Raw genomic sequence first — 21619 nt, 5'->3', positions numbered from 1 at the left:
TTATTCACCGCCACCCTCTGGATACGGTACCGTTTCTTCCTTGTATACTTTATCATTGACCATAATTTTATATCTTCCTTCCGAACCAGGTTCAATCGTTAAACGGAATGATTTTTCATCCTTTTCTCCAATATCCGTTGAAATCATTGGACTCGTAAATTCATTATACATATCCTCAATATATATCGTTAATTTATAGCTAACAGGTTGCGGCTCTTCCTCAGGATTTCCTTCTTCGTCAGTACCATTTTCATTAGATGGTGGTGGCGTATCTAGATTATTCTGAGCCCATTGGTGAATTTCATCATATGTAACGGTATACGTTACTTGTTGTGGCTGGGGCTCCTTACCTTTAGAAATATAAACGGTTATTTCCTCGCCTTTATTTACTTCTGTTCCGAAAGCAGGTTCTTGTCTAATTACTTGTCCTTCTGGTAGGTTGTTATCAAATTCTTCTTGGACATTGAGACTTAAACCACTTTCTTCTATATATTCCGTAACTTCTTCTAATGTCGCGCCGTAAAAATTAGGTACCTCAATTTTAGGAGGACCTGTGCTTACCCAAAACTCCACTGTTGTTTCAGAAGGAATAACCTCAGTGCCTTCATTTGGATAAATATGATCGATAATTTCACCTGCATCATAGTCTTCACTTGCTTTTTCAGACATTTTAACATCAGCATACCCCGCTTGTAATAACAAGGCTTTTGTAGTTTCAAATTGATCCCCAATATAATTTTTAAAGCTTACTGGTTCCTGTCCGATACTTCTAAAGATTGTAACCGTCGTACCTTCTCGTACTACTGCACCGGCTTCAGGGTCTGTCATGATAACAATTCCTTCAGCGATTTCTTCATGATTCATATCTTCAACTTCTACATGTAGCCCTAGATCTTCTAACAACTCGATTGCGCCTTCATCAGTCATACCAACTACGTCCATTGGAATCTCTACTTCATCCGGCATAAGCCATTTCGGTAATACAAATAAGGCGACAATAGCAGCAATCATAAGAACAGACAAAATCGAAATGGTCCATATCCAAACCTTTTTCTTCTTCTTTTTCTTTTTCTTTTCTTCCTCTGTTCCGTCTGTTTTCTGACGTACGATTGTTTCCCCATCCTCACTTAAACTATTATCACTCGTAATAATTGGAATGGCTTTTGTTTCTTCCCCTTCCTCTTCAGGCGGGATGAATTTTTCTTCATTTAAGCGGTTCGGTAACAAAGCAGTCGCTAAGTCTTCTTCCAACTGATTGACGTTTTCATAACGATGAAAAGGATTTTTCGCAGTTGCTTTTAATACAATGTTTTCAACACTTTGCGGAATATCCGGATTCCATCGCCTTACAGACGGTGTTTCGCTTTGCAAATGTTTGAGCGCTATAGATACAGCTGTATCACCTGAAAAAGGGAGACGTCCTGTTAATAGCTCAAAAAAAACAATTCCTAATGAGTAGATATCCGATTTTTTAATCGCAGTGCCTCCGCGAGCTTGCTCTGGTGATAAATAATGAACAGACCCTAATACAGAGTTCGTTTGCGTAACACTTGTACCTGTTAATGCCATCGCAATACCAAAATCCGTTACTTTAACCTTCCCATTATGATCAATTAAAATATTTTGTGGTTTTATATCTCGATGTATAATCCCATTTTGATGAGCATGGGATATTGCAGATGTTACCTGATTCATTATATCTATTGCTTCGTCAACTGGTAATGGACTGTACATTTGGATATATTGTTTTAAGGTCATTCCCCGCACATATTCCATAACAATGTAATAAATATCTTCTTCTACTTCTTCCCCTACATCAAAAATATTTACGATATTCGGGTGGGAAAGGTGGATGGTAGATTGAGCCTCACGTCGGAAACGATGAATAAATTCTTCATCGTTCGCATATTCCATACGAAGAACTTTTATTGCTACATCTCTTTCTAATATGGAATCTCTCGCTAAATATACATTGGCCATTCCTCCACCGCCAATAGCACGCTGAATTTCGTATCTTTCACTTAATATTTGTCCACGAAACATTTATACTTCACCCTCTTTCTTCTGAGGGGTGTTTTGAACAACTGCGAGGGAAATGTTATCCTCGCCTCCACGCTCGTTTGCAAGATTAATTAAAGACTGCATGCATTCATCAATGGAATTGGACTCGATTATGTATTGATGCAGTTCGGCATCTTCCACCTTATTCGTAAGTCCATCCGAGCATAATAGCAAATAATTATTTTCTTCCCAGCCAATTGTCTTTACATCAACTGTAATCGATTGTTCAGTCCCAAGTGCCCTTAATAAAACATGCTTTCTTGGATGATGCTCGGCATCTTCTTTTGAAAGTTGTCCACTTCTAACCAGTTCATTAACTAAGGAATGGTCTTCTGTCACTTGTGAAAAACCATATGCATTCGATAAATAGCAGCGGCTATCCCCAATATGACCTATTGTGATAAATTCGTCTGTACAGATTGCAGCTACGACCGTAGTCCCCATACCTCTGCATTCTTCATGGTCAATTGCATATTGATAAACTACTTCATTCGCTTTTGTAATCTGATTTAGCAACCATTCTTCTGCATCCTCTGGTGAGGATAATTTGGAAACATCTTTCCAACTATTATGTAAGCTTGTTGTAACAAGTGAACTTGCTACGTCACCAGCGCTATGTCCACCCATACCATCTGCAACAACTGCTAGAATTTGATCACTTTTGTTGTGATATATTCCACCTGAGTCCTCGTTATGGCTTCGTACATGACCGGTATCTGTTAGAAACTTCCCTAACATTCCTTTCACCTCGTCTCCTCCTAATCGTTCCAGGCAAAGCTAATAAATATACTATTTTATATACATTATGAGAAAAAATGGTATAAAACACAATAACTATTTCCTAATACCTATTCGTAAAAAAGAAGCGTATTCCTTTATTTCTTTTTAAGAACTACCCCTCGTTTGCATTTTTCACTAGTCTAGTAAGAAAGAAACCATCTGTATTTAAATCTTGTGGAAATAATTGAAGTCCCCATTCACTAAGACCGGGCAATGCTTTACACACTTCTGGTAACTCTTCACGAAAAGTAGGATCAACGGAAAACTCGGGATGTTTACTTAAGAATTCCTTTATCACTTCTTCATTTTCTTCTTTATCTACTGTACATGTACTATAGATCATTTTCCCATTTTGCTTTAATAATGGACTTACTGCTTCTAACAATTGCTTTTGTATACTAGCTAATTGCCCAATATCTTTTTCTGTTTTCTGATATTTAATATCTGGCTTTCCCCGTAATACACCGAGTCCTGAACAAGGTGCATCTAAAAGAATACGGTCAAACGTTTCTTTCTCATATATATCTCCAAGCATTCTACTATCTCCTGCATATGCTTTGATAATGGATAGGCCTAAGTCCTTTGCTTTTACTTCTACTAATTTCGCCTTTTTATCGTGCAGATCATAAGCATGCACTTCCCCTTGGTCCTTCATTTTTTCTGCAATATGGGTTGTCTTACCACCCGGAGCACTGCATGCATCTAAAACTTTCATTTTCGGTTCCACACCCATCATTTCCCCGACTAACATGGAACTTTCATCTTGAACGGTAAGGCTTGATGAAAAAAGAGGATGACGAAAAATATTACCTTCCTTTATGATAATGCCTTGTTTTGAAAGAGGGGATGCTTCCACCTTAAAACCATCTTTCGTTAACTCCTGCATTACGTTTTCTCTCGTATGTTTTAACGATTGTACACGGACTGTTACATCACTGCTAAGTAAATTGAAAAGACACATGGATCTGGTCAAATCATAACCATACCACTTTATAAATCGTCGCACGAGCCATTCCGGATGACTTGTTTCAATCGCTAATTTTTTAATTGGATCTTCAATCGAATCAAAAGAAGGAACTCCTTGCCGCTGGATATTACGCATGACCCCGTTAACAAAGGAACCCAATGCTTTGCCACCCTTTTTTTTCGCAATTTCTACGGATTCGTATATGACCGCATGAAATGGAATTCTTTCTAGATATTCGACTTGATAAATAGCGGAGAATAATAGCCATTTTACCCATGGCTTTACTTTTCTTTTTACAAAAGGAGATAAGAAATATTCAAGTGTATCCCTTCGTTGCAACGTTCCATAAACCAGTTCGGTTAATAAAGCTACATCTTTCGGACTGAATTGATCTTTTTCTATCTCTTGGCGTATGAGTAAGTTACTATAGCCACCACCTTGACCAACTCGAACCAAAATATTTAACGCTGCTTCACGAACTGTTTTTTGCTTCATTTATAAATCTCCTAACTTGTCACCGACTTGAAGTTTTGTTCCTGCACCTCTGAGATAAGATTCTGTGGCCATTCTTTTTTTACCAGCAGGCTGTAATTCCGTTACTTTAATCCCTTTTCCATCACCACAAGCTACTATAAATCCATCTTCTACAACCTCAACCACCGTACCAGGTTCACTAGTGTACGATTTTTCTACCTTTTCTCCCCACCAAATTTTCACGTTTGTACCATTCCATGTAGTGGCAGCAACCGGCCAGGGGTGTAATCCTCTAATAAAATCGTATATTTCTACATGACTCTTAAACCAATCGATTTTTTCTTGTTCTCGTTTGATATTATACGCAAACGTTGCCTCTGCCTCGTTTTGAGGTGTAGCAGTTATCGTATTGTTGAGCACTTGCGGCAACGTTTCACTTAATAGTTTTGCTCCTGCTAGGCTTAGCTTATCGTGTAGTGTTCCGACATGATCTTGCTCTAAAATCGGGACTTTGACTTGACTAAGGACATCTCCTGCATCAAGAGCTTCCACCATATACATAATGGAAACCCCTGTTTCTTTCTTCCCTTGAATAATCGAATAGTGGATTGGCGCACCACCTCGTAATTCTGGAAGTAGAGAAGCGTGCACATTGATACAGCCAAATTTAGGTGCATCCAATACAACCTTTGGAAGTATTTGCCCAAATGCAGCCGTAATAATAAGATCTGGCTCATATGATAAAACCGCTTCATATTCGTATTTGATTTTTTCTGGTTGTACAACTGGGATACCTAATTCTACTGCTGCCTCTTTTACAGGTGGCGGAGTTAATGTGCGTTTTCTACCTTTTGGACGATCTGGTTGTGTCACGACAGCAACCACGTTATATCCATCCTTCACTAATTGCTGTAAAACTGGAACAGCAAAATCTGGTGTTCCCATAAAAACTACTCTATTTTCCATGTTGCTTATGCCCCTCTCAAATCTACATCATTTGATATGGTTGGAAATCAACCGATATTTGCAAATCTTTATGCTGCATTTCCGTTTCAAAATGTTTTAATATGTGCCTTACATGATCATGTAGATCGGTATTATTTTTGTATTTTATCATGCATTGATAACGATATCTATTTTTGATTCTAGCTAATGGTGATGCACTCGGACCTAGAATAATGGTATTGTCCTGCACTGTATTTGTTAACAATTTTACTATTTTTTGAGTAACTTGAACAACATACGCATGATTTACGTGCGATACTGTAATTAAAGCCAAAAAGTAGTAAGGTGGATAATGAAATGTCTTTCTTGTTCGCATTTCATAATTAAAAAACCCTTCATAATCGTATTGGCTCGCAAGTTCTACACTATAGTGATCTGGCGTATAGGATTGAACAACTACTTCTCCAGGTAATTCATGTCTACCAGCACGTCCACTAACCTGTGTCAATAGCTGGAATGTTTTTTCAGCAGAACGAAAATCCGGAATGTGCAATAAGGAATCTGCTGCTAAAACTCCTACTAACGTTACATTTTCAAAATCCAACCCTTTTGCTATCATTTGTGTTCCTAGTAAAATATCAGCATTCCCTTCCCCAAATTGAGCTAACAGCTTTTCATGAGCACCTTTACGTCTTGTTGTATCTACATCCATTCGGACTACACGTGCTTCTGGGAAGGTTTGATTAAGTGCTTCCTCTACCTTTTGTGTTCCGGTACCAAAGTAGCGAATCGAATCACTTTGGCATTCTGGACATTCATTAGGCATCCTCGTTTCGTATGAACAATAATGGCATTTCAATAATTCTTGTTTTCGATGATACGTCAAGGAAATATCACAGTGTGGGCATTGCATCGTATGACCACAGTCTCGACACATCACAAACGTTGAATACCCTCTCCTATTTAGAAACAGAACGATTTGTTCTTTCTTTTGCAGGCGTTCTCGAATTTTTTCTTGCAATTCTATTGAAAACATCGACCGGTTTCCAGCATGTAATTCCTCTCTCATATCAACAACGTGGACTTCAGGCATGTCTCTGTCATTCATTCGTTTCGCTAAGGTTAATAGGGTATAAACCCCTTTTTTTGCACGCGCGAAAGACTCAAGTGTTGGTGTTGCACTACCGAGAATGACTGGACAGTTGTGATATTCTCCTCGGTATATCGCTACATCTCTAGCGTGATATCGTGGGGAGTCATCTTGTTTATAGCTTGTCTCATGCTCTTCATCAATAATGATAATCCCTAAGTTCTGAAATGGTGCAAAAATTGCAGATCTGGCTCCCACGACCACTTGAACTTCTTTTCGTTGAATTTTACGCCATTCATCATACTTTTCCCCTGCTGATAAGCCACTGTGCATGACCGCGACCTTAGAACCAAATCTACCTTTAAAGCGATTTACCATTTGTGGTGTTAATGCAATTTCTGGAACAAGTACGATTGCTTCCTTCCCTTCCTCTATAACCTTTTGGATGGACTGCAAATATATTTCTGTTTTTCCACTACCAGTAACACCATACAACAAAAATACCTCATGTATTTTATCTACTATGGATTTCCAAATCGGCTTAATGGCTTGTGCTTGTTCTTCTGTTAAAGGTAGCGGATGGGTACGTTGAAAATTACGGTCTTCATATGGATCCCGATACATTTCTTTTTCATAGGTTTTTAATAGGCCACGATCAATTAGAGCATTAACAGTAGCTCTACTAACCTTCAATTTGCCAAGCAATTGCTTTAAAATGATTGGCTGTGGATGTTCAATAAAATAATGTAAGACATCCTGTTGTTTTGCTGCATTTTTCGGAATGTCCTCTTTTGCTTCTTCCAATAATATTGGATCTATCCCTTCAATCCATCGAATTTTCTTCTTCGTTTCTTTACTTTTAACAACATAGCGAACTTCTACGAGCCCTTCTTTCATATACTTTTGAATAAAGTAATACGAAATTTCCCGTTCCTCTATTTCTTGAAAGGTAACGACTGCTCTTCCAGCAAAAAGCTTTGCCAATTCCTCTGGTATACTATCCTCTTCGGCTAACAACCATAATTCTTTTTCATATTTTGCTTTTAAAATTTGCGGCAGCATCACCTGTAGGGTTGAAATCTTAAAGCTAAGCGTCGTATTTGCTAGCCATTTACCAAGTTGAAGCAACTCACTAGTTAAGATGGGCGATAGATCCATCACTTCTTCTATATCTTTCATTTTCTCTGAGGCAAGCATTGTATTTTCACCTACAGTTACAATAAACCCCATTACCTTTCTTGGTCCAAACGGTACAATCACTCTCATACCAGGCTCAATAACATTTATATATTTATCCGGAATTCGATAGTCAAATAAACGGTCAATCGACATAGACGGTACATCAACAATTACTTGTGCAACATTCACTCGTGAACACCCTTTATATCTTTTTCAATAAGGGCAAAAATTTGCTTTGCCGTTTCATCCTTGGATAGCATTGGTAAGCTTTCTTCAAGTCCATTTTTACTAATAAAGGTAACTTGATTCGTCGAGGATTGAAAACCTACACCTTCTTGGCTCACATCATTTACGACAATGGCATCTAAGTGCTTTTTCTTTAGTTTCTCTTTACCGTATGTCACTGCATCGTTCGTTTCCGCCGCAAATCCGACCAAATATTGCCCTTGTTTTTGTTCACCTAATGATTTTAATATATCTTTCGTTCGTTCCATTTCAATATGTAACGAGCCTTCTTTCTTTTTCATCTTCCGATCAAACACCATTTTCGGTTTATAGTCAGCAACCGCAGCGGATTTTATTACGATGTCACTGTTCGGATAGTGTTCGTGCACCGCCTGATACATTTCCTCTGCAGTAGTAATAGAAATACACTTCACGTTTGGAGGACAGTCTAAATTTGTCTTCCCGGCTATTAACGTCACTTCTGCACCAAGTGATGCTGCAATCCTTGCTATGGCATAACCCATTTTACCAGAAGAATGATTTGTAAAATAACGTACCGGATCAACTGCCTCTTGTGTTGGTCCTGCAGTTACTAGAACCTTTTTACCGTTAAAGTAAGAAGGAATCTCCTTCTCTTCATCCTCTAACACCTTTACAATGGTTTCGGGCTCTTCTAATCTACCTTTTCCTACGTATCCGCAGGCCAAATAACCTTCACCTGGTTCAATAAATTTATAGCCAAAGCTATCTAATAATTGAAGATTTCGTTGTACAGCTGGATGCTGATACATATGTACGTTCATAGCAGGTGCAACATAAACAGGAGCTTGTGTTGCTAAAAGTGTCGTTGTTAGCATATCATCCGCAATACCGTTTGCAATTTTGCCTAATACGTTAGCTGTTGCCGGTGCTATTAAAAATAAATCTGCCCAATCCGCAAGATCGATATGTGCAATTTTACTTGGATCTTTTTCATCAAAGGTATCTGTATAAACTGGTTGCCTAGACAATGCCTGAAATGTTATAGGTTGCACAAATTCTTGAGCACTATTCGTCATAATAACTTTTACATTTGCACCCTTTTGGACTAACTTACTCGTTAGAGCACAAGCCTTATATACGGCAATACCTCCAGATACACCCAATACAATATTTTTGTTTTTTAACATATGGTTCCCCCCTAATAACGAGTCTTGCAGGATAAAAATACCTAGTCACAAAAATAACAACCTAAAATAAGGTTGTTATTTACGTAAGTTAACTATTCATGTAATCGTTCGTTGTTGTTTCTAATTTATTGGCACGAATTTCCTCTAACGCCACTCCAACAAGTTTATGCGAAATAGGTTTTTCAATCATAGGATCTCTCGTATCTTGCATTTCACGAGCTCGTTTCGATGATAAAATAACTAAAGCATATTTAGAATTAATTTTTTCTAACAATTCATCAATAGAAGGATCTAACATCATGTTTAATCACGCTCCAAAGCTTTTTTATATTCTTTTGCAACACGTTCACGTTTACAGTGCTCACTTTGAACGATTGATTGGACTTTATTTACAGCATTTTCTATTTCATCATTTACTACTACATAATCATATGCATCCATCATTTCTATCTCTTCTTTTGCAGCTAAAAGTCTATTCTTTACTAAATCTTCTGTTTCCGTACCTCTATTAATGATCCGGTTTTTTAGTTCTTCTAAGCTAGGTGGAATTAAAAAGATAAAAACTCCTTCAGGGAAATTTTCCCTTACTTGCATTGCTCCTTGGACCTCTATTTCAAGAAACACATCTTTACCTTCTTCAATCGTTTGTTCCACATAATCTCTTGGTGTTCCATAATAATTGTTAACATATTCAGCCCACTCGATAAGTTTTCCGTTTTCGATCATTTTTTCGACTTCTTCTTTTTCGCGAAAAAAGTAATCAACACCGTCCACTTCGCCTGGTCGTGGCTTACGTGTAGTAACAGATATGGAATATTGTAAATTCGTAGATTGCTCAAACAATGCTTTTCTTACCGTACCTTTTCCTACACCTGAAGGTCCTGAAAGTACGAACAAAATCCCTTTCTCTTTAATCACCTTCTAGCCTCCTACCCTTCGTATGATATATCGTCACTGGAAATTACTCGTTGGCCAACTGTTTCCGGCTGAACTGCAGATAAAATGACATGGTCACTATCCGCTATAATCACTGCACGTGTACGTCTTCCGTATGTAGCATCTATTAGTTTATTATTGTCTCTTGCGACAGAGATAATTCTCTTAATTGGTGCAGACTCAGGAGATACAATAGATATGATGCGGTTAGCAGAAACGACATTCCCAAAACCAATATTAATTAATCGTAGTGCCATTTGTTGGTTCCTCCTCTATTAGCGCTTGCTAGGACAATATTCTCTCTTTATCGTTTTATTTAATTTACCTTATTCTTGTAGATTATTCAACATTTTGTGACTGTTCTTTTAGTTTTTCTACTTCACTTTTTAAAAGAACCACCCATTCACTAATTTTTACATCGTTTGATTTTGCTCCTATTGTATTCACTTCCCGATGCATTTCTTGCACAATAAAATCCAATCTTCGGCCAATTGGCTCTGTTTTTTCTAATGCACGTAAAAATTGTTGAATATGACTATATAAACGAGTTACTTCCTCTGTTATGTCCCCTTTTTCAGCTAAAATTGCAACTTCTTGAATGATTCTCGAATCCCCATCTATCGCTAAATTATTTAAATGTTCGTCAATTCTTTTTTTAATTCTGTCCTTATATTGTTCTGTAACAATATGTCGATGTTCATCTAGCATAGAGACGATTCGATGCAAGTTTTCCGCGCGTTCACTCAGGTCTTTTTCTAAACTCTCGCCTTCTTTAAGCCTCATTTCAGAAACAAGTTCCATCGCACGAGAAACGGTATGTATCAACTGATTTTCAAACTCATTGCTTTCATCACTTTGTTCCTCAATGGAAAAAGGCTCTTGTAATTGGATTATGTCTCGAATCGTAAAATGTTTTTCAAGGGAATATCTTTCTTGAATAAGCTGTAACTTTTCCATATATTGATCTAATAAATCCCAATCTACATTTAACTTTTTTTTATTTAAGCCTTCTCCCTCTATAGACACGAAGACATCAATTCGCCCACGCTTAAAAAAACTTCTGGCCAGCTTCTTTATTTTTTCTTCCATATAAAGAAGTGTTTTAGGCAACTTTATAGAAAGGTCAAGAAAGCGATGATTTACGGTACGAACTTCAACAGTTATTCTCGTTTCGTCTACAACAGTAGAGTTTCTCCCGTATCCTGTCATACTTTTAATCAAACGCATCACTTCCATTTCAAATTGAAACTAATACAAACAAAAAGCGCCAACACAAGATGTTCACTTGCACATAGTTAGCTTGGCGCTTTTCTTATTGATATGATTTTTTATGTTTCCCTTATTAATCATAACATAAATGTTGGGACTCTTGTAAAATTAATCTCTTTGTTTCTTTGTGCCTGGTCCCCAAATAACTGTAGGAATTGCACTTAGAGCAACGATAAACAGCCATTCATTTAATGGTAAACTTACCGTATGGAAAATTGGCTGTAACGGAGCATAGTATACGACTACTAGTAATAAAAGAATTGATGATAGAACGGCTCCTATTAAGTATAAATTACCAAATGGGTTTCTCGCAAATACGGAACGATCGGAACGGCAATCAAATACATGGATTAATTGAGCCATCACCAATGTGGAGAAAGCGATCGTTTGTGCATATTCTAAATGGTTCGGTTCCTTACTATAGGCAAACAGGAAGGCTATTAGCGTAACAAGTCCAATTAATATCCCTCTCGAAATAATTTTCACACCCAACCCTCTGGAAAATATACTTTCCTTTGGATTTCTTGGAGGCCTACTCATTACATTTTTTTCTGGCTTATCTAGGCCTAAAGCAAGCGCAGGCAATCCATCGGTAACTAGATTCACCCAAAGGATTTGCACAGGAACTAACGGTAAAGGCAATGCCAATAGCATCGCAAATAACATGACAAGAATTTCCCCAACATTCGAGGCTAATAGGTACCGGATAAATTTCCTTATATTTTCATAAATATTTCTACCCTCTTCAATGGCTGACTTAATGGTTGCAAAATGATCATCCATTAAAATTAAGGAAGAAGCCTCTTTTGTAACATCTGTTCCACTTTTCCCCATGCTTATTCCAATATCACTTGCTTTAATTGCCGGAGCATCATTTACCCCGTCTCCTGTCATGGCAACAACATGACCGTGAGATTGAAATGCTTTTACAATTTGGAGTTTATGCTCGGGTGATACTCGTGCAAATACATAAACATCATTAATGACATCCCGTAACTCATCCTCCGTCATCCTGCTAATATCGGCACCTTGAAGAACTCGTCCGTGTTTAGGCAATAGATTTAATTGTTTTGCGATTGCAGTTGCAGTTTGAACATGGTCTCCTGTGATCATAACGGTTTTTACTCCCGCTTGATGACAGGATGCTATTGCTTCTTTTACCTCTTCTCTTGGTGGGTCCATCATACCAACTAACCCTAAAAAGCATAAGTCCGTTTCGAGTTGATGATCCGTATATCTTTTGTTTCGATCAATTTCTTTAAAACAAACCGCAATCGTACGTAACGCCTGATTAGCCATTTGACCTAATTGCTCGTACACAATTTTCTTTTTATCCTCTTTAAAAGGAATTTTCTTCTCCCCATCCTTCATCCAGACCGTTGCGTGTAAAAGAACATCAGGAGCACCTTTTGTAATAACAAAGCGATTTTGATTTTCATCCTCTACTACGACGGACATTCGTTTTCTCGTCGAATCAAAAGGAATTTCATGAACAATTTTAAGGGATTGTAAAGACTTTCTAGTAATTCCTGCTTTTTCTGCTGCAACTACCAAGGCACCTTCAGTAGGGTCACCATCAATAAAATATTTCCCCTTTGCTTCCATAAGCTCAGCGTGATTACATAACAATGCATACTCCAGTAGTTGTTTTGTAGTTTGATTGGTTAGAGGGTCTATTCGTTGATCGTTAAAGTAAAAGCTTCCTTTAGGCTCATACCCTTTCCCAGAAACGGCAAGATGTATGCCAGGAACATATATTTGTCGTACAGTCATTTCATTTTGAGTCATCGTTCCCGTTTTATCGGAACAAATGATGGAAGCACTTCCTAATGTTTCAACTGCCGACAGCTTCCTAACTACTGCTTTACGCCGAATCATTCGCTGAACACCAAGAGAAAGCGCAACCGTTACAATGGCAGGTAATCCCTCTGGAATGGCGGCAACAGCAAGTGAGACGCCCGCTAAAAACATTTCGTATATCGGATGACCTTGATAAATACCGAGTACCGAAACGAGTACAGTTAACAGTAAAGCTACTATAATTAACACTTTTCCTAACTCCGCTAGCTTTCTTTCTAATGGAGTCGGAATTCGCTCCGTTGTTGACAACATTGTTGCAATTTGACCCATTGCCGTCTTCATACCAGTTGCAATAATAACACCGACACCACTTCCGCGGGTAACTAGCGTACCAGAGAAAGCGAGGTTCGATTGGTCTCCTAAACTGACTTCATCTTCTTGAATTTCATCTGTATTTTTACTAGCAGGTAGTGATTCCCCTGTAAGTAAGGACTCCTCTATTTCAAGGCCATGTGCTTCCAGAAGGCGTAGATCTGCACTTATTCGATCTCCTGTTTTAATCTTTACTATATCTCCTGGAACTAAGTTGCGACTGGATACATTAATCCATGCACCATCTCGTAACACCACTGCATTCGGAGCAGATAGTTCTTTTAATTTTGCTAACGATTTTTCTGCCTTTTGTTCTTGGAAATAACCTAGAATGCCATTTATTAAAACGATAGCCATTATAGCAATGGCATCCACATATTCTCCTAATATCCCGGATACTAATGTGGCGGCTAGCAATACTAAAACCATGAAATCTTTAAATTGTTGCACAAACAAATACAATTTCGAGACCTTTTCACTGTCTTCAATCACATTTTGACCAAATTGATTCAGTCGTTCCTCAGCTTGTTTTTGACTTAAACCATGTGTTGGATCTGTTCCTAGAGTTTCTGTTGTTTCTCGCTTACTATATTGATACCATTTCACCGTCTGTCCTCCCCTTTTCTACATAACAAAAAAATGCTCCAATTCTAAAGCTTATTTTGGAGAGCCACAAAATTAAATAGCATCATTCCAGAGATTGCTTTGATTGGAGTAGGTACTTGTAGTTTTTCTACTGTATATCTATTCAGACTTGTCCTAAAAAATGCTATACTTTGTATGGATGTGAGGTGATTTTCATGTCATTTGATGGTGTTGTTACTCGTGCAATTGTTCATGAGCTTTCCGAGCAACTTATTTCGGGAAGAATTTTGAAAATTTATCAACCAACAAATACTGAAATAATATTAACTGTACGCGCTAAAGGAAAAAACCATCAACTTCTTTTATCCGTACATCCTAATTATTCAAGAATCCATGTTACAAATGAATCATTGAAAAATCCGAAAGAGCCACCGATGTTTTGTATGGTTCTTCGTAAATATTTGTCAGGTGGGTTTATTGAACGTATTTCGCAATTGGAAATGGAGCGGGTAATTGAAATACAAGTTAAAAGTAAGGATGAAATCGGGGATATTACGACTAAAAAAATCGTTGTCGAAATCATGGGGAAGCATAGCAATATAGTTTTAGTTGATGTAGAGCGCAATGTTATTTTGGATAGTATTAAACATATATCCCCTGCACTAAATAGACATCGCAGCATTTTACCGGGGCAACCTTATGTGTTACCACCAGATCAAGGAAAACAAAACCCACTTACTATTTCGACAGACGAATTCATCCGAAAACTCGATTTTAATAGTGGGAAATTAGATAAGCAGATAGTAAATAATATAATGGGTTTTTCTCCCATACTATCAAACGAAATTGTCCATTTAGCTTATTTAGGATCAAATGCAAAATACCAAGAAGTGTTTGAGTCCATTCAAAAAAACTTATTACAGCATAAGTATGAACCTATTATTTATCGCGGGGAAAAAGAACAGTTTTATGTATTAGACTTACAATCCGTCAATGCGGATAAAGAGCACTATTCTTCTGTTAGCGGCATGCTTGATGCTTTCTATAGTGGCAAAGCAGAACGCGATCGGGTGAAGCAACAGTCCGGAGATATTCATCGCCATATACTGAATGAACGGAATAAACTAATTCGGAAAGTAAAAAAGCAACAGCAAACAATAAAAAAAGCGGAAAAAGCAGATGAATACAAACGTTTAGGGGAGCTATTAACCGCACATATGCACTTGATTAAAAAAGGCGATACAAGTGTGACCGTTGTGGATTATTATGATCCAGAGGAAAAAGAAGTGAAGATAGAATTAAATCCTAATAAATCACCTAGTGAGAACGCACAGAAGCTTTTCCAAACCTACCATAAATTAAAAACATCAAAAGAGTATGTTACGATGGAAATTGAAAAAGCGAATGCTGAAATATTATATTTAGAACAGCTTATGCAACAACTAGAATCCGCTAGAGAGCAAGACCTGGAGGAAATCCGAGAAGAATTACAGGAAGAAGGGTATTTACGGAAGCGACCTACACAAATGAAGAAAAAACAACAAAAGCATATTCCACTCCCTGACTCTTATGTTTCATCAGATGGAACCGTCCTTTTAGTAGGTCGGAATAATAAGCAAAATGAATACTTGACCAACCGACTAGCAAGTAAAAATCATATTTGGTTACACGCAAAAGACATTCCAGGTTCTCATGTAGTCATTCAAGATGAACAGCCTTCAGAGGAAGCCTTACAGGAGGCTGCGATTTTAGCAGCGTATTTTAGTAAAGCAAAACTGTCCTCTTCTGTGCCTGTGGATTATACACAGGTTCGAAATGTAAAGAAACCGAATGGGGCAAAGCCTGGATTCGTTATTTACGAACAACAAAAAACAGTATACGTTACACCAAATGAGCAATTCGTAAAGACCTTAAAAAAGAATGCCCAATAAAAGACAGTTTCTTTACTGGATTCGAGAAGAGTTCTAGTTCGTAAACATTTACAAGCCGAAAACGGACGCGTATTTTCCGTTTTCGGCTTGTATTATTTTGGATTTAACTCGTAAATCTATGTTATGGACGAGTATTTATCAAGCGGACGAGTATTTTTAATATGAGATGAGTATTTTCCCTTGATTGAAGAATAAGTTTGCCATTAGACGAGTATTATCGATTTGGACGAATAAGTACGTAAAATAGACATGTAAAATTATAAAGTTGAAGAATATTCTTCATGGAATGACGAGTATTTATTCATTTCATGTATTTTTCCCTTGATTCCCCTTATAACAAAGCATCAAATGTACAACTAATTTTTTAATCCATTCCATACTAGAAGAACTACGTGGCAATTCCGCTAAAATGTGAATGAAGATCATCATAGTATAAAAACATCGCTATCGAAAAAAGCAAGTGTTTTCGAACTGGCTCATCTTTATTTTTATACAAATTGAAACATGAAAAAGAATAATATAATAGTGCCTAAAAATGTTGTAATGCTATGTATCCAATATTTCTTATGATGCATTTTTAACATAAAGTAATTCCAAATGACATAAACAACGAATCCGATGATAAAACCCAGTCCTGTTCGTACCGAAAAAAACGTATCCGTATTCTGGCCAGAATCGGTAATCCACAAAAAAATACTTGCATAACACGTGAAAAGACCAAGTGCTGCATTTCCTATTATTAACCAAGCCCACCTCGAAATTTGCATATTTATCACTGCCTTTTTTCCACAATTATGATTGACTAATTTTACTATGACTAGAGGATGAAGCACAACCATTTCAATTGATAAAAATTCAATGCTTTTATATTATATAGCATCACATGTCGTTATTTTTCATAAATCGAAACGTCATCAAGCTGATCCGTTTCCTTTAATTGTACAACAATTACTTCATTTTGAGACGTTGGGATATTTTTGCCAACATAATCTGCTCGAATTGGTAGCTCACGATGCCCTCGGTCAACTAAAACAGCCAATTGAATTTGTCCTGGTCTTCCCTTATCCATTACTGCATCCATTGCAGCTCTAACTGTACGTCCTGTATATAAAACATCATCTATTAAAATAACCGTTTTTCCAGTAATATCTTTATGGATTGCGGTGCCTTTTAATTCAGGCTCCATCAAGCTATTTTTATTGCTTAAATCGTCGCGATATAAGGTAATATCCACTTCTCCTGTTGGTACTGCTATCCCTTCAATTTCTTCAATCTTTTTTGCTAGCCTTTCTGCAATAGGTACCCCTCTTGTTTTAATTCCTACGAGCATTAGTCCTTCCGTTCCTTTGTTCTTTTCTAATATTTCATGAGCAATTCTTGTTAATCCACGACGTATTGCGGCGTCATCCATGACCTGTGCTTTTAATTGCAACGTTTTAACCTCCTTTAATAATAAAAAAACCCTTTCACCACAGAAGGTAAAAGGATTTAATATAACGGATCCGGTTCTTGTATTCCATAACCTTCTTTAGCCTCTCTGGACTAAAATGAAAGGGCCTATTTATTTCCTATTCGATTATGTCATCCATGCTATAAGATGTCAATGCCCTTTTCTAGTTGTTCCAAGGTCTCTTGAAAGATTTCCGGTGGCTCTACACTAAACTCCAACCACTTGTTTGTTATCGGATGTTCAAAACCAATGACTTTCGCATGAAGAGCTTGTCCATTTAATTCTAACGTTTTTCTCGGGCCATATTTTGGGTCACCAGCGAGCGGATAACCTATATATTTAAAATGAACACGAATTTGATGGGTTCTTCCTGTTTCTAGTCGGCACTCCACATGGGTAAACTGATTGTAGCGCTTTAGTACTTTAAAATGTGTAACTGCATGTCGACCATTGTCCACAATAGCCATCCGTTGCCGATCTTTTGGGTCTCTTCCAATAGGAGCATCAATCGTCCCTACTTCGTGTGGAAGTTCTCCGTGTACAATGGCTTCATATTTTCGCTTAACTGTTTTCTCAGAAAGCTGCTTCGCAAGACCTACATGAGCTTGATCACTTTTGGCAACCATTAATAAACCACTCGTATCTTTATCAATACGGTGTACAATACCTGGACGTAAAACCCCATTAATACCAGACAAGTCCTTACAATGGTAGAGAATCGCATTTACAAGCGTTCCAGACATGTGCCCAACAGAAGGATGTATTACCATTCCTCTTGGTTTATTGACAACAAGGACATGCTCGTCTTCATAAACAATTTCAATAGGAATATTTTCAGGTTTAACATCAAGGGGCTCAGGCTCCGGGACCTCCCAAGTGATTTCATCCTCTATTTGACACTTATAATTACTTTTAACTTCTTTTCCATTTACTTTAACCAGTCCATCTTTTATGAAAGCTTGAGCTTGAGATCTTGACATATCCTCATTGATATTCGCTAAAAGCTTGTCAATCCTCTCATTTCCTTCTTCTGATGTTACCGTGTGTGACAATACTTCCATTCTTAAGATCTCCTTTTAAGCTTTTCTTCAAATAAAATAAAAATAATCATTAAAATGACACCTACGACGAGGGCAGAGTCTGCTATGTTAAATATCGGAAAATCGTAACTAAAAATAATAAAATCAAAGAAGTCTACAACCTCTTGACGAAAAACACGATCGATGAAATTCCCGATTGCACCACCTAAAATAAAGCCTAGAGCAATTCCAGATAACATATGCTCCCTGCCATACTTTTGTAAATAAAAAATAACAAAGCCTACAACAATAATGGTAACGATGTAGAAAAAGCCCATTTGTCCTTGTAGTATACCCCAAGCCGCTCCTTTATTACGATGGGATGTTATGTAGAAGAAATTTTCAATGACTGGAAAACTTTCATATAGCTTCATATTATTAACAATGATCCATTTCGTGAGCTGGTCAATACCAATTACACCGAATGCTAAAATGTAATACCACACATTATGTTCCCCCATTTTGTTTTTATTCCTCTATGCATTTTACCATAAAAAAATGTACCAGACACGAAATAGTCGTATCTGGTACACCATAAAAATAATTAATAATGTGTTGCTACAATATCAGCACAGCGATCGCATAGATCAGGATGCTCTTCATTCTTTCCAACTGTATCTGATGCTACCCAACAACGTTGACATTTCTCAGCAGAATGTTTCTCCACAAGCACTTTTACATGGTTGTACTCTTTTGCATCTGGATGATTATCCAATACATTTGCTTCGGACACAATTAAATATTGATGTAAATGCTCAACATCTGTCAAGATTGTTTTTGTCTTTTCATCTTTTGGTACAATCGTTACTTTTGCTTCTAATGATTTACCAATTACCTTTTCCGCTCTAGCTTCCTCTAGTGCTTTAAGCACATCATCACGCACTTCAATGAAATGATCCCATTTTGCTTTTAATTGATCCGCATCGGCAATTTCTCTCGCTTTTGGAATATCTGTAAGCTGGATACTTTCTTCTTCCACTCCAGGAATATAGGACCATAATTCATCCGAAGTATGTGCTAGGATTGGTGACATAACTTTCGCTAAAGTAGTTAAGATTTCATAGTATACTGTTTGAATACTTCTACGTCGTGCATCATTTTCTGGTTCAATATATAAGATATCTTTTGCAAAGTCTAAATAGAATGCACTTAAATCAATCGTAACAAAGTTTTGTACCACATGATAAATAGTAGAGAATTCGTATTCATCATACGCTTTTGTAACTTTTCGTAAGACATCTTGAAGTTTTACTAGCATGTAGCGATCTACTTCTTGTAAATCTTCTTCTTTCACCGTATCTTTTGCCGGATTGAAGTCATTTAAATTTCCAAGCATAAAACGGAATGTGTTACGGATTTTACGATATACTTCCGCCACTTGCTTTAAAATGTCATCTGAAATACGAACATCCGCTTGGTAATCTACACTTGCTACCCATAGACGTAAAATATCTGCACCAAGCTGTTTGATCACTTTCCCCGGAATAATGACATTACCTAATGATTTACTCATTTTACGTCCTTCACCATCAAGTGCAAATCCATGACTTAATACTGATTTATAAGGAGCTTTTCCAGTTACGGCAACACCTGTAGTTAAAGAAGAGTTAAACCATCCACGATATTGGTCAGAGCCTTCCAAATACAAGTCTGCTGGGCGCTGTAATTCAGGACGCTCTACTAAAACCCCTGCATGAGAAGAACCAGAATCAAACCAAACATCCATAATGTCTGTTTCTTTCGTAAATTGACCATTAGGGCTAGAAGGATGTGTGAAGCCTTCTGGAAGTAGGTCCTTCGCTTCCCGTTCAAACCATACATTCGAACCATGCTCACGGAAAAGCTCCGAAACATGTTTGACTGTTTCTTCTGTAATAATTGGTTCCCCGTTCTCTCCATAGAATACAGGGATTGGAACACCCCATACCCGTTGACGAGAAATACACCAATCTTCCCGATCTTTAAACATATTATACATACGAGTTTCTCCCCACTCTGGAGTCCACTTCGTATTGTTTATTTCCGCTAAAATATCATCACGGAATGCTTTAATAGATGCAAACCATTGAGCGGTTGCACGATAAATTACCGGTTTCTTCGTGCGCCAGTCATGTGGGTAGGAATGGGTAATGAATGTTAACTTCAGTAATGCACCCACATCTTCCAGTTTTTGGGTAATCTCCTTATTTGCTTTATCATAAAATTGTCCTTCAAATCCAGGAGCCTCAGCTGTAAACTTACCTTTATCATCTACTGGACAAAGCACGTCTAATCCATATTTCTTTCCTACCCAGAAATCATCTTCCCCGTGTCCTGGTGCAGTGTGAACACAGCCAGTACCAGCCTCTGTAGTAACATGCTCACCTAGGATAACTAAAGATTCTCGCTCGTAAAATGGATGTTTTGCTACCACTCGGTCAAGCTTATTACCAACAACAACTTTCTTAATCTCGTAATTTTCCCACTCTAATACATCCGCAACTTCTTCTACCATTTTGTGAGCAACAATATATTTATCTCCATTTACTTCTACTACTGCATACTCCAAATCTGGATGAATCGCTATTGCTAAGTTTGCAGGAATCGTCCATGGAGTTGTGGTCCAAATAATAAACTTTTCATCACCATCTAGTACCCCTTTACCATCCACAACATTAAAGGCGACATAAATAGATGGGGAGCGTTTGTCTTTATATTCAATTTCTGCTTCCGCAAGGGCTGATTCAGAAGAAGGAGACCAGTATACCGGTTTTAATCCTTTATAAATATACCCTTTATTCGCCATTTCGCCGAAAACTTGAATTTGAGCTGCTTCAAATTCTTTTGTTAACGTAACATACGGATTTTCCCAATCGCCACGTACACCTAATTGTTTAAATTGCTCGCGCTGACGATCGATCTGTTCAAATGCGTATTCCTCACATAACTTACGAAATTCTGCAATACTCATTGCTTTGCGATCTACTTTACTGCTTTTTGTTAGTGCTACTTCGATTGGTAATCCATGTGTATCCCAGCCTGGTACATAAGGAGCATGGAATCCAGACATCGATTTATAACGCACAATAATATCTTTTAGGATTTTATTTAATGCGTGACCAATGTGTAAATCTCCATTCGCATATGGAGGCCCATCGTGTAGAATAAAAAACGGACGTCCTTCTGTTCGCTTTTGCACCTTTTCATAAATTTTTGTTTCATCCCAATGCTTTTGCATTTCCGGTTCACGCTTCGGTAAATTACCACGCATTGGAAACTCTGTTACCGGCATCCGTAACGTTTCTTTGTAACCCATACCTTTTCCTCC

The 21619-nt window shown here is 37.6% G+C and carries 16 protein-coding genes; 1 reads left to right on the top strand and 15 read right to left on the bottom strand.

Annotation, left to right across the window (positions count from 1 at the left end):
- The 11 genes from pknB to C1A05_RS06285 form a co-directional block, all read right to left on the bottom strand.
- Positions 1–2043 (bottom strand): Stk1 family PASTA domain-containing Ser/Thr kinase, encoded by a 2043-nt coding sequence (gene pknB, locus C1A05_RS06335; protein WP_102027330.1) that lies wholly within the window; start codon positions 2041–2043, stop codon positions 1–3.
- On the bottom strand, positions 2044–2799 hold the full coding sequence (locus C1A05_RS06330; RefSeq protein WP_102027384.1) for a Stp1/IreP family PP2C-type Ser/Thr phosphatase: 756 nt from the start codon (positions 2797–2799) through the stop codon (positions 2044–2046).
- 154 nt (positions 2800–2953) lie between these two features.
- Entirely contained in the window at positions 2954–4303 is a 1350-nt protein-coding gene (gene rsmB, locus C1A05_RS06325; protein ID WP_102027329.1) for a 16S rRNA (cytosine(967)-C(5))-methyltransferase RsmB, read from the bottom strand.
- Complete coding sequence (gene fmt, locus C1A05_RS06320; protein ID WP_102027328.1) at positions 4304–5248, bottom strand: methionyl-tRNA formyltransferase; 945 nt, start codon at positions 5246–5248, stop codon at positions 4304–4306.
- Positions 5249–5270: 22 nt separating this feature from the next.
- The gene (priA, locus tag C1A05_RS06315) at positions 5271–7685 is read right to left on the bottom strand and encodes a primosomal protein N' (protein ID WP_102027327.1); all 2415 of its coding nucleotides are present in this window, start codon (positions 7683–7685) and stop codon (positions 5271–5273) included.
- A complete protein-coding gene (gene coaBC, locus C1A05_RS06310; RefSeq protein ID WP_102027326.1) occupies positions 7682–8890 on the bottom strand; it encodes a bifunctional phosphopantothenoylcysteine decarboxylase/phosphopantothenate--cysteine ligase CoaBC in 1209 nt (402 codons plus the stop codon). The genes priA and coaBC overlap by 4 nt, the downstream gene beginning before the upstream one ends.
- An 88-nt stretch (positions 8891–8978) precedes the next feature.
- A complete protein-coding gene (gene rpoZ, locus C1A05_RS06305; protein ID WP_234998375.1) occupies positions 8979–9188 on the bottom strand; it encodes a DNA-directed RNA polymerase subunit omega in 210 nt (69 codons plus the stop codon).
- A 5-nt stretch (positions 9189–9193) separates the two neighbouring features.
- Complete coding sequence (gene gmk, locus C1A05_RS06300) at positions 9194–9808, bottom strand: guanylate kinase (protein ID WP_102027324.1); 615 nt, start codon at positions 9806–9808, stop codon at positions 9194–9196.
- A gap of 11 nt (positions 9809–9819) precedes the next feature.
- Positions 9820–10083 carry an extracellular matrix/biofilm regulator RemA gene (remA, locus tag C1A05_RS06295; protein WP_102027323.1) on the bottom strand — a complete coding sequence of 88 codons (264 nt, stop codon included), beginning with the start codon at positions 10081–10083 and terminating at the stop codon, positions 9820–9822.
- Positions 10084–10165: 82 nt separating this feature from the next.
- The gene (locus C1A05_RS06290; RefSeq protein WP_234998358.1) at positions 10166–11053 is read right to left on the bottom strand and encodes a YicC/YloC family endoribonuclease; all 888 of its coding nucleotides are present in this window, start codon (positions 11051–11053) and stop codon (positions 10166–10168) included.
- A gap of 150 nt (positions 11054–11203) precedes the next feature.
- Positions 11204–13873: a calcium-translocating P-type ATPase, SERCA-type gene (locus C1A05_RS06285; RefSeq protein WP_102027321.1), complete on the bottom strand. Its 2670-nt coding sequence runs from the start codon at positions 13871–13873 to the stop codon at positions 11204–11206.
- 194 nt (positions 13874–14067) lie between these two features.
- Between C1A05_RS06285 and C1A05_RS06280 the strand changes: the two genes are divergently transcribed.
- Positions 14068–15783, top strand: a complete 1716-nt coding sequence (locus C1A05_RS06280) for an Rqc2 family fibronectin-binding protein (protein WP_102027320.1) — start codon at positions 14068–14070, stop codon at positions 15781–15783.
- Positions 15784–16672: 889 nt separating this feature from the next.
- On the opposite strand, the gene pyrR is transcribed toward C1A05_RS06280, so the two are convergent.
- From pyrR to ileS, 4 genes are all read right to left on the bottom strand, one after another.
- Complete coding sequence (gene pyrR, locus C1A05_RS06270) at positions 16673–17215, bottom strand: bifunctional pyr operon transcriptional regulator/uracil phosphoribosyltransferase PyrR (protein ID WP_102027318.1); 543 nt, start codon at positions 17213–17215, stop codon at positions 16673–16675.
- A gap of 158 nt (positions 17216–17373) precedes the next feature.
- On the bottom strand, positions 17374–18294 hold the full coding sequence (locus tag C1A05_RS06265) for an RluA family pseudouridine synthase (RefSeq protein WP_102027317.1): 921 nt from the start codon (positions 18292–18294) through the stop codon (positions 17374–17376).
- 2 nt (positions 18295–18296) lie between these two features.
- Positions 18297–18773: a signal peptidase II gene (lspA, locus tag C1A05_RS06260; RefSeq protein WP_102027316.1), complete on the bottom strand. Its 477-nt coding sequence runs from the start codon at positions 18771–18773 to the stop codon at positions 18297–18299.
- Between the two features lie 83 nt (positions 18774–18856).
- Positions 18857–21607 (bottom strand): isoleucine--tRNA ligase, encoded by a 2751-nt coding sequence (gene ileS / locus C1A05_RS06255; RefSeq protein WP_102027315.1) that lies wholly within the window; start codon positions 21605–21607, stop codon positions 18857–18859.
- Positions 21608–21619: the final 12 nt, after the last annotated feature.

The sequence above is a fragment of the Salirhabdus sp. Marseille-P4669 genome (assembly GCF_900240405.1).
In the GTDB taxonomy this organism is placed as follows: Bacteria; Bacillota; Bacilli; order Bacillales; family Alkalibacillaceae; genus OEQK01.
The sequence above is the reverse complement of the archived record's forward strand: the minus strand, read 5'-3'. Positions and strand labels throughout refer to the sequence as shown.

Bases quoted from the DNA above. Each gene is read 5' to 3' on its own strand.
- pknB (WP_102027330.1), bottom strand. From the start codon at position 2,043: ATGTTTCGTGGACAAATATTAAGTGAAAGATACGAAATTCAGCGTGCT.
- C1A05_RS06330 (WP_102027384.1), bottom strand. From the start codon at position 2,799: ATGTTAGGGAAGTTTCTAACAGATACCGGTCATGTACGAAGCCATAAC.
- rsmB (WP_102027329.1), bottom strand. From the start codon at position 4,303: ATGAAGCAAAAAACAGTTCGTGAAGCAGCGTTAAATATTTTGGTTCGA.
- fmt (WP_102027328.1), bottom strand. From the start codon at position 5,248: ATGGAAAATAGAGTAGTTTTTATGGGAACACCAGATTTTGCTGTTCCA.
- coaBC (WP_102027326.1), bottom strand. From the start codon at position 8,890: ATGTTAAAAAACAAAAATATTGTATTGGGTGTATCTGGAGGTATTGCC.
- rpoZ (WP_234998375.1), bottom strand. From the start codon at position 9,188: ATGTTAGATCCTTCTATTGATGAATTGTTAGAAAAAATTAATTCTAAA.
- remA (WP_102027323.1), bottom strand. From the start codon at position 10,083: ATGGCACTACGATTAATTAATATTGGTTTTGGGAATGTCGTTTCTGCT.
- C1A05_RS06290 (WP_234998358.1), bottom strand. From the start codon at position 11,053: ATGCGTTTGATTAAAAGTATGACAGGATACGGGAGAAACTCTACTGTT.
- C1A05_RS06280 (WP_102027320.1), top strand. From the start codon at position 14,068: ATGTCATTTGATGGTGTTGTTACTCGTGCAATTGTTCATGAGCTTTCC.
- C1A05_RS06265 (WP_102027317.1), bottom strand. From the start codon at position 18,294: ATGGAAGTATTGTCACACACGGTAACATCAGAAGAAGGAAATGAGAGG.
- lspA (WP_102027316.1), bottom strand. From the start codon at position 18,773: ATGGGGGAACATAATGTGTGGTATTACATTTTAGCATTCGGTGTAATT.
- ileS (WP_102027315.1), bottom strand. From the start codon at position 21,607: ATGGGTTACAAAGAAACGTTACGGATGCCGGTAACAGAGTTTCCAATG.